Annotated in this window: 6 protein-coding genes; all 6 read right to left on the bottom strand. The window is 70.6% G+C overall.

Annotated elements, in window-relative coordinates; all coding sequences use genetic code 11:
• On the bottom strand, positions 1-1,165 hold a 1,165-nt coding region (locus AOK24_RS11015; RefSeq protein ID WP_478078764.1), incomplete at its 3' end, for a DUF8128 domain-containing protein.
• 310 nt (positions 1,166-1,475) lie between these two features.
• A complete protein-coding gene (locus tag AOK24_RS11020; RefSeq protein ID WP_055719886.1) occupies positions 1,476-1,670 on the bottom strand; it encodes a hypothetical protein in 195 nt (64 codons plus the stop codon).
• A gap of 27 nt (positions 1,671-1,697) precedes the next feature.
• Positions 1,698-3,485, bottom strand: coding sequence for a DNRLRE domain-containing protein (locus AOK24_RS11025; RefSeq protein ID WP_409123987.1), 1,788 nt, complete (start codon positions 3,483-3,485; stop codon positions 1,698-1,700).
• Positions 3,486-4,645: 1,160 nt separating this feature from the next.
• Positions 4,646-4,903: a hypothetical protein gene (locus AOK24_RS50450; RefSeq protein ID WP_240553808.1), complete on the bottom strand. Its 258-nt coding sequence runs from the start codon at positions 4,901-4,903 to the stop codon at positions 4,646-4,648.
• Positions 4,864-6,486: a VirB4 family type IV secretion system protein gene (locus tag AOK24_RS11030; RefSeq protein WP_240553810.1), complete on the bottom strand. Its 1,623-nt coding sequence runs from the start codon at positions 6,484-6,486 to the stop codon at positions 4,864-4,866. Before AOK24_RS11030 ends, AOK24_RS50450 begins: the two co-directional genes overlap by 40 nt.
• Positions 6,483-7,499, bottom strand: coding sequence for a PrgI family protein (locus AOK24_RS11035; RefSeq protein ID WP_055719888.1), 1,017 nt, complete (start codon positions 7,497-7,499; stop codon positions 6,483-6,485). Before AOK24_RS11035 ends, AOK24_RS11030 begins: the two co-directional genes overlap by 4 nt.
• Positions 7,500-7,720: the final 221 nt, after the last annotated feature.

Below are 7,720 nucleotides of genomic sequence, written 5' to 3' on the forward strand. Positions count from 1 at the left end.
CGCGGGCGCCGGCGCCCGCGCGGGGGAGGGCGGGGATCGCCTCGTCCCACGGCAGGTGCGCGATCGCCGCCAGCTCGGGCAGCGACAGCAAGTCACCCTTGCCCAGGCGCCGTTCGGCTACCCGCAGGGCGGGACGGCGGATGCGGGCGCGGCGGTAGTAGTTGTGCTCGGTGAACGCGGCGAACGCCGACGCGATCGCATGACACCGCCCCCGCAGCCGGTCCCGCGTCACCGCACGGGTCTTCGCGTCGAGCTCTTCGGGGACGATGGCGGTGACGGCGTACCGGATCCGGGTCTCGTACGACGCGCCGCGCTCCTTCGACACGATCGCCCGGTCCTCCGCTGCGGTACTCAACGCCGTCTGGCGGTCCATCACCGGCCGTACGGTGGGGGCACGGTGGTGCGGGCCGGGAGCGAGCAGGTCGAGGAGACGGCCGGGCAGGTGGGTGGACTGCTCGGCGTGGAAACGGCGGGCCGCACGCCGCGCCTTCTTCACCCGGTGGCCGGTGACCGGGCGGGCGAGGATCTGGACGACGGCCTCCTCGCCGCGGCCGAGCCCGGCGGGGGCGCCGAGGAGGGCGCGGACCGGGTCGACGGGGAAGGCGGTGCGCACAGGGAGGGCCTCGGCGCGGGCGAGCCGCATCTCACCGCCCGCCGACTCGGTGTCGACCTGTTGGGTGACGGATACGGGGGTGGTGCGGGTGTGAGCACCCGGCCACGCGGCCTCGACGGCCCGTTCCACCGTCCCCTGGGGGACGGTCCCAGGAACCCACAGACGCAGGCGGATCGTCTCCCGGTCGAAGACGTACTCCCACGCGACATGGGGCTGGCCGGTGAGGCGACGCCGCCACCCCGGGCGCAGCAGGCCGAGGAGGTTCGCCCACAGGGCCTCGGCGCCCGACGGGTCGACGGCCGGCGGCGGGAGCACGGCGATCAGACGGGCACCGTCCGCGAGGGCGCGGCGGCAGCGGCGGCGCCACCACCAGCGCGCCCACACCAGCAGAACGGCGGCGATCGCCAGAACTGGACCGACGACTGGTCCCCAGGCTGCGGCCCAACTCGTCAAGTGGTCCAGGAAGGAGCGGACGGTACCGGCGGGGTCGCGCAGGTAGTCCTTCAGCGGTGAGCCGCTGTCGGCCGGGGCCGAAGGCCGAGGCGAACTCACAGTACGAGCGCTGAGCATGGCGAACGGGCCTCCAGAGCGCGCAGGTTGTCCGCGCGGACGGCGGTGATCGGGAACGCGTTGGGCTCCGTGGGTCGACCCACGGAGCCCAACGAAAACAGCGGTGGCCGCCCCTGACGGATCAGGAGCGGCCACCGTGTCAACGAGACGTGTGTGAAGGCTTCAGGCCCTGCATGTTTTCCCTGCTGCGTCCTCGACTGTGTTGGCCGTCAGCCTCCAGAACCGGGTGACAAGGCGGGGGCGGGTTTGGAGATGCGGCTCGTACGGCCGGTCGGCACGGGGCCGCGATCGGCTACCGCTGCCCTCCGGTGGTCTTTTGGTCATGTCCTCGGCGTCGGAGGATCGCCTCCCAGACCCGGTCGGCGATGATTCCGGTTGCCAGGGCGGCCACGGCAGCGGCATACCACGGCAGGCCGAGGGCGGCGCAGGGTGCGATCGCCGCGACGAGGGCGATCAGGTTCAGCCACCAGGGCGTACGTACGGACATGGGGAGAAGCCTCTCGGACGACTGCCGCTAGCGGCAGTTCTTCATGCTGAGCCTGGTGAACTTCTTGTTGAACGGCCAGATCTTGATCTGGTAGCAGCCCACAGCCGACAGATTCCAGTCGCGGACGTGCTTGAGCCACTTGCCGACGTTCGTCCAGGCGTTGAGTCCCACGGCGCCGCAGACCATCTTCGCGAGGCCGGTGATCTTCGCGGGCAGTTTGGCCGCCGTGCAGCTGTACAGCCAGGAGCCCCAGCCGGCAGCGACGGCTATCTGGCCGTACGCCTTCCATTCAGCGCCTGTCATGCTGAGGTAGATGCCCCAGCCGAGGCTGATCTTGGGGTCGGCCACGACGGGAAAGGCGGTGGCGGCGGTGAATTCGACGGTCTGGATGAGCTTGTCGCCGTCGATGCGGAACGACGTGGGTACTTCCTTGCCGTTCGCGTCACGAGCCCAAGGGGCGTCGATGAGGCCGTGGACCACCGGGTCGTCGTCCGTGCCGGAGGAGATCAGGATGGTGCCGCGGTCGAAGGCGGTGAGCCTTGCCCCCTTGGGTAGCCGCATGGCCGAGGTGTAGTCGTGTGGTGCGGTGGCGTTCTTGATGACCTGGAAGGTGCGGACGCCGCCTTCCATGGTCGGCTGGGCTACGGTGTCGACGGGACCGTCGGGGTCGGCGTAGACGACGTTGCCGTTCAGAGCGGTACCGCGCGGCTGTGCGACGGGCAGACCCACTCCCACCGTGCCGCGTTCGGTGGACTGGACGCTGATGCCGTCGGCGGTGGACCAGGGGACGCCCACCGTGTTGGTGCCGTTCGCCGCGATGGCGGCGTACGTGCTGTCGCTGGTGGTGGCCGGGGTCACGTCGGCGGCGTCCAGAACGGTGTTGACCGCGGACAGCGCTTTCAGTTCCGGCGTGATGCGCATCCCTGAGTCGACGGTGAACGTCACCGGCTCGGACCAGCCGTTGGCCCAGTGCGTGCCGTCGTCCGTCGTGGCGCGGAAGGAGTACGTCCTGCCGTCGAGCAGTTTGCCCGCGGGGACGACGACCTTGGAGGTCTCGCCGACGGGTACGGGGTCCGCGACCAGGCTCGTGACGACCTTGCCCGTGGTGGTGTCGGTGATCTGGTAGGTGCCGCGCACCGAGTCGTCGTTGTTGGAGTCCTCGGGGGTGAAGCGGAGGGTGGGGGTAGTGGAGTTGACCCGGTAGATCCCGCCTTGGGTGAAGAACGGGGGACCGGCCTGGAGGTTGTTACCCGCCCGCGGGCGGTAGTTGTAGCTGACGGTCAGTTGCGGAATCTGCTCGGCGGTCGACTCCGAGGAATAGAAACGCTTCCAGGCGTAGGTGTCGGACTCGTCGGCGGCCTTGAGCGCGATGCTTCCCGTCTCGGCCTTCGCGCTGGCCCAGGTCTGGGCCAGCGATGTGACGTCCGCGCTGACCCATCCCGCGGTCTTGCAGGTACCGCTGCGCGTCTCGGTCGAGGTGGCGACCTTCTGCAGGCGCGCGGGCTGGTTGCCCCAACGGGTGTCGGCGTCGGCATCGCCCGCCGACCACACCTCCCACGGCCGGGCTTCGCACGACCAGGAGTGGTAGTTGTACAGCGACAGCTTCGCGCTGCTGACCAGAGCATCGGCGAAGACCGACGTGTCCCACGTCAGGTAGGAACGGGCGACGCGTTTACGGGTCTTCGCCGTGTCCGCGTAATCGCCGGGCCAGCCGAGCTTCAGGTCTGTCGAAGCGGATTGGTCGGTCGTGTCCCCGTCCTGGACGAAGGTGTCGAAGAGGGTGCCGAGCGCGTCCGTGGCAGGGTCGATCGTCACGGGGTACTCGGTGCCGGGGTCGGACAGGAAACGCGAATCCGGAGCGAGAGTGAGCTCCACGGTGTCGCCCTGCTGGGACACCGTCATGGGTACCCGCACGGAGTGGGTGTGCTCTCCGGAGCGCGGGTCGACCTGCGCGTCCCACATCAGCGGAGCGGGCATGATGCCGAGTTCCTCACCCGACTTGCGGTCCTTGAGGGAGACCGAGCCGTCCTCCTGCTGTGCCGCGTCGATACCCGGGAGCGTCAGCGGAACAGTCCACGGCGCCTTGTCCTGAGCCGGGCGGTCCTTCAGGACGAGGAACTGCTCGAACCCGTCGCGGGTGGCGTCGACGACGAGGTCGGCACCGGGTACCGCCTGCTGGTAGACGGCCTGGTGACCGGCGACGGCCGGAGCGGGCAGCCCGCCCTTCCACTGCACGGCCATGCGCCGGCTTCCCATGCCGAGCGTGACCAGATCACGGTTGGCCGAGTCCGGCGCGGCAGCTGCGGCAGTGACAGAACTCGCCCGTACACCCCCGCCTCCGGCGAGCCTCAGCTCCTGCGGGTGTGCCTTGGCCGCCACACTGCCGTCCGGGCGCCGCGTCAGCGTGGCGTCCACGTCCACCCAGTTGCCGTCCCGGAGCATCCTGACGGGCCCGGAGCTCAGCTCCGTGACAAGGGTTCCGTCAGGGTTTGCCCAGGTGGTGGAGGACTCGGTACGACGCTCCAGCACCTCCACCCTCCGGTTGCCCGCCTGCGCGGCGACGATCGCCGCCTCGGGGGTGACGGCCTCGGTGACGGCTGCCCCGATCGGCGCGGACGAGTTCTCCGGTACGGCCGGCACGACGTCTGCCGCCAGTGCGGGGGATGCCGCGCCGAGAAGGGTCAGCGAGGTGAGTGCCGCGATCCCTCCGAGGAGGCGGGCACGTCGAGGTTTCAAGGTCGGAACTCTGTGGTCCGTTTGTGAAAATTCCATGAGATCGATGAAGTTACATCGATTCGGGCGAAATGAATCACTCGCAAAATACACATAAGGCGCCAAGTGCCTGGATCGCGCAAGGTGGCATGCATCACAGATCAACTTCAACGCGATGATCTAGACAGAAAGGGCAGTCGGGCGATCTTGTGTGACCGTCGAGAATGCGACTGCGGCTGGACCGAGTACTCACGCGCAGCCGTTCACTCGATGCCGAGGTCGATCTCGTCGCCGGGGCCGGGTGGGGCGTCCTCGTGAGCGGGGGCGAAGAACACGTCCTGCTCGCCCCCGGTCTGTTCGGCGTGGGCGGCGAGTTCGGCGGGGTCGGTGGTGATGAGGTGGTGCTCGGTGGGGGAGACGACGGCTTCGAAGGCGACGCGGTGGGTGCCGACGGCGAGGAGTCCCTGGCCGCGGTCGGCTGTCAGGAGAAACTGCCGCTCGCCCTCGGAGAGGTCGAACACCTGGGTGATCTCGTCGATGGCCTGCGGGCCTGGCGCAGGAGGATCTGGGTGGCGGCGTTCGCGACGATCGCCTTGCCGAGATCGGTGGCGAGGAGGTCGCCGGTGTCCTGGGTGGCCACGGTGAGTCCGGCCCATCGTTTGCGGAACGCCTTCGCCATCCGGAACAGGTACTCGGCCCCGGCCGGCGACTTCATCAGCAGCCACGCCTCGTCGACGGTGACGAGGCGGGGGCGGCGTACGGCGGGGCGGGAGACCTGCCGCCAGACGGTGTCCAGGGTCAGCAGGGTTGCGGCGGATTTGAGTTCGTCGGCGAGGTCGCGCAGGGAGAACACCACGAGGTGGCCCTCGGGGCGGACGGCGGTGGGGCCGGCGAACAGGCCGGAGAACGCGCCCTCGGTGAACGGACGCAATCTGGCCGCGAGGTCTGCGGCGGTGTGGTTCTTCGTACGGCGCAGGGCGTGGGCGAGGTCGGCGAGCAGGGGTGCGGGCCGGGTCCAGGTCTGTGGGTCGGTGGTGATGCCCGCGTGTTGGTAGGTGGTGGCGATCGCCTGGTCCAGGACGGCCCGCTGTTCGGGCGGGAGCTGGGCGCCGAGGAGGACGGCGGTGAGGGTGTGGAGGAAGAGGGCTCGGCGGGTGAGGGCGTCTTTGGGGGCGGTGCGCCGTCCGTCGGGGCGGGTGTTGATCGGCAGGTCGAAGGGGTTGAGGCGGACGCCCTCGGCGCCGAGGCGCAGGGTGCTGCCGCCGACCGTGCCGGCGAGGCGGGTGTATTCGTCCTCGGGGTCGATGACGTACGCCTCGATGCCCCGGTACAGCGAACGCAGCAGCTCCAGCTTGACGAGGTAGGACTTGCCGGCGCCGGAGCGGCCGAGGACGACGGAGTTGTGGTTGTCGAGGGCGAAGCGGTCCCAGTGGACCAGGCCCTGGGAGCCGAGGTTGTAGCCGTAGAGGACGCCGGCGGGGGTGGGGCCGGTGGGGAGGTCGGGGCTGGTGAAGGGGAACGCGGCGGCGAGGGCGGCGGTGTCGAAGGTGCGGCGCATGCGGATGCGGTCGAGACCCATCGGCAGGCAGGTGATCCAGCCCTGGAGGGTGCGGTAGGTGGTGGGCTGGGCGTTCATGAGGAGGCTGGCCGCCAGGGCCCGTACGGCGGTGGTCTCGTCGGCGAGTTCCTCGCGGCTTGCGGCGTGGACGGTCAGGTAGAGGCCGAGGCGGAACAGCTTGCCCTCGCCCCGCGCGACGCGGGCGGAGAGGTCGTGGGCGTCTTCGGTGGCGGCTTCGGCGTACGGGTCGGGGAGGCGGCCGTGCTCGGAGTCGTGGCGTCGGCCGGACTCCAGGCAGGCGAGCTGGCGTTTGAGATGGGTGGCGCTGGCCACCGGGTCGACGGGTTCGATGTGCAGGCTGATGTCGACGCGGCCGGGGTGGGTGAGGAGGGGCTGGAGCCAGCCGGGCTGGACCTCGCGGGGGTAGCCGGTGATCGCGAACGAGGCGGTCCAGTCGCCGCCGACCTCCAGGTGCCGGGGCGCTACGGCGATTGCGTCCGGGGCGAACTGCCCGCCGCTGCCCGAGCGTTGAGGATGCCGGCTCATTGCGGCGGCCCGTCTGTGCCGGTGGTGATGATGTCGTCGGTTCCGGCGAGCGGTGCGTGCGCGGGCAGGAGGTTGCCGGGGTCGCAGGCGGAGGCCAGGACCGCGGTCGCCTGTCCGGCGTTCAGGAACGTGACCGGGACCCCGAGCGGCCCGAGGAGCCCGGCGGCCTCCTGGACCCGGCGGACGAGACGGGCCTCGGCCGCACGCCGGGCAGCCGGATCCACCACGCCCTCACGACCAGGGCCCTTGCGCACACGGGTGAGAGGCGACGGTGCGTCGGGTTGGACGGGTTCGCGCAGGACGAGCAGGACCTGTCGGGCGAGCAGGTCGCTGTCGGCGGCGAGTTGGTCGAGGAAGTCGGCGTGTTGCCGGGCGGCGGCCTCCAGCGCCGGGTGCGGGAGCGACGTGGCTCGCTGGCGCAGCTCGTCGATCTGGGCGGTGAGGTCGAGGCGCTGGCAGCGGACGAGGATCTGGGCGGGGGTGGTGAGGGAGTGGAGGTAGCGGCCGAACCCGGCGACCAGGGCGTCTTGTTCGGCGGGGGTGCGCAGGGCGAAGTTGACGGTCCCGCACACCGCGATGGCGGCGATGCCGTCGGTGCCGAGGTCGATGACCCCGGCTTCCGTGACGCTTTCGGCGGGCAGCCGTAGTGGGGCCGGGGGCTTTTGTCCGTCGTACGGCGTGGCGCGGCCGGCGAGCCAGGCCGGTGCCGGATGGATGCCTTCGGGGGCCGCGACCTGGAGCTTGGGGGTGAGGCGTTGGCGTACGGCGGCCAGGAGCAGTCGGTCCAGGGGGAGGCCGTCGCGTTTGCCGAGGGCGATGAAGGTGGCGCCGGCCGCGAGGGGGATCGCGGGGATCAGGAACACCGGCACGGGGACGAAGGCGCGTACGGCGGACCAGGCGGTGTAGAGGACGATGCCGGTCACGGCGAGGATCAACAGCTGGCGGGCGGTCAGCTGCGCCAGGACGGTGTCGTCCCGCTCGACGTCGGCGGGGATACGGACGGGCTGGGTCACGGGGTGCCACCTCCTCGGGTGCGGTAAGAGCGGGGCGACGGCGGAGCAACGAAGGCCGTCGATTGGTGACGGCCTGGGCCTGAGCCTGGGGCCGAGTTGGACGGCCGCTGAGTTGTGGCGCCGGGTGGGGACTCCCTCTGGTGGGAGTCCCCGTACGCCGACTCCCACCAGAGGGAGTCACCACCCGGCGCCACAACTCAGCGTCCTTCCACCTCGTCTCC

The sequence above is a fragment of the Streptomyces niveiscabiei genome, assembly GCF_001419795.1.
In the GTDB taxonomy this organism is placed as follows: Bacteria; Actinomycetota; Actinomycetes; order Streptomycetales; family Streptomycetaceae; genus Streptomyces; species Streptomyces niveiscabiei.

Coding starts and splice junctions, on each gene's coding strand:
- AOK24_RS11020 (WP_055719886.1), bottom strand. CDS start 1,670: ATGTCCGTACGTACGCCCTGGTGGCTGAACCTGATCGCCCTCGTCGCG.
- AOK24_RS11030 (WP_240553810.1), bottom strand. CDS start 6,486: ATGAGCCGGCATCCTCAACGCTCGGGCAGCGGCGGGCAGTTCGCCCCG.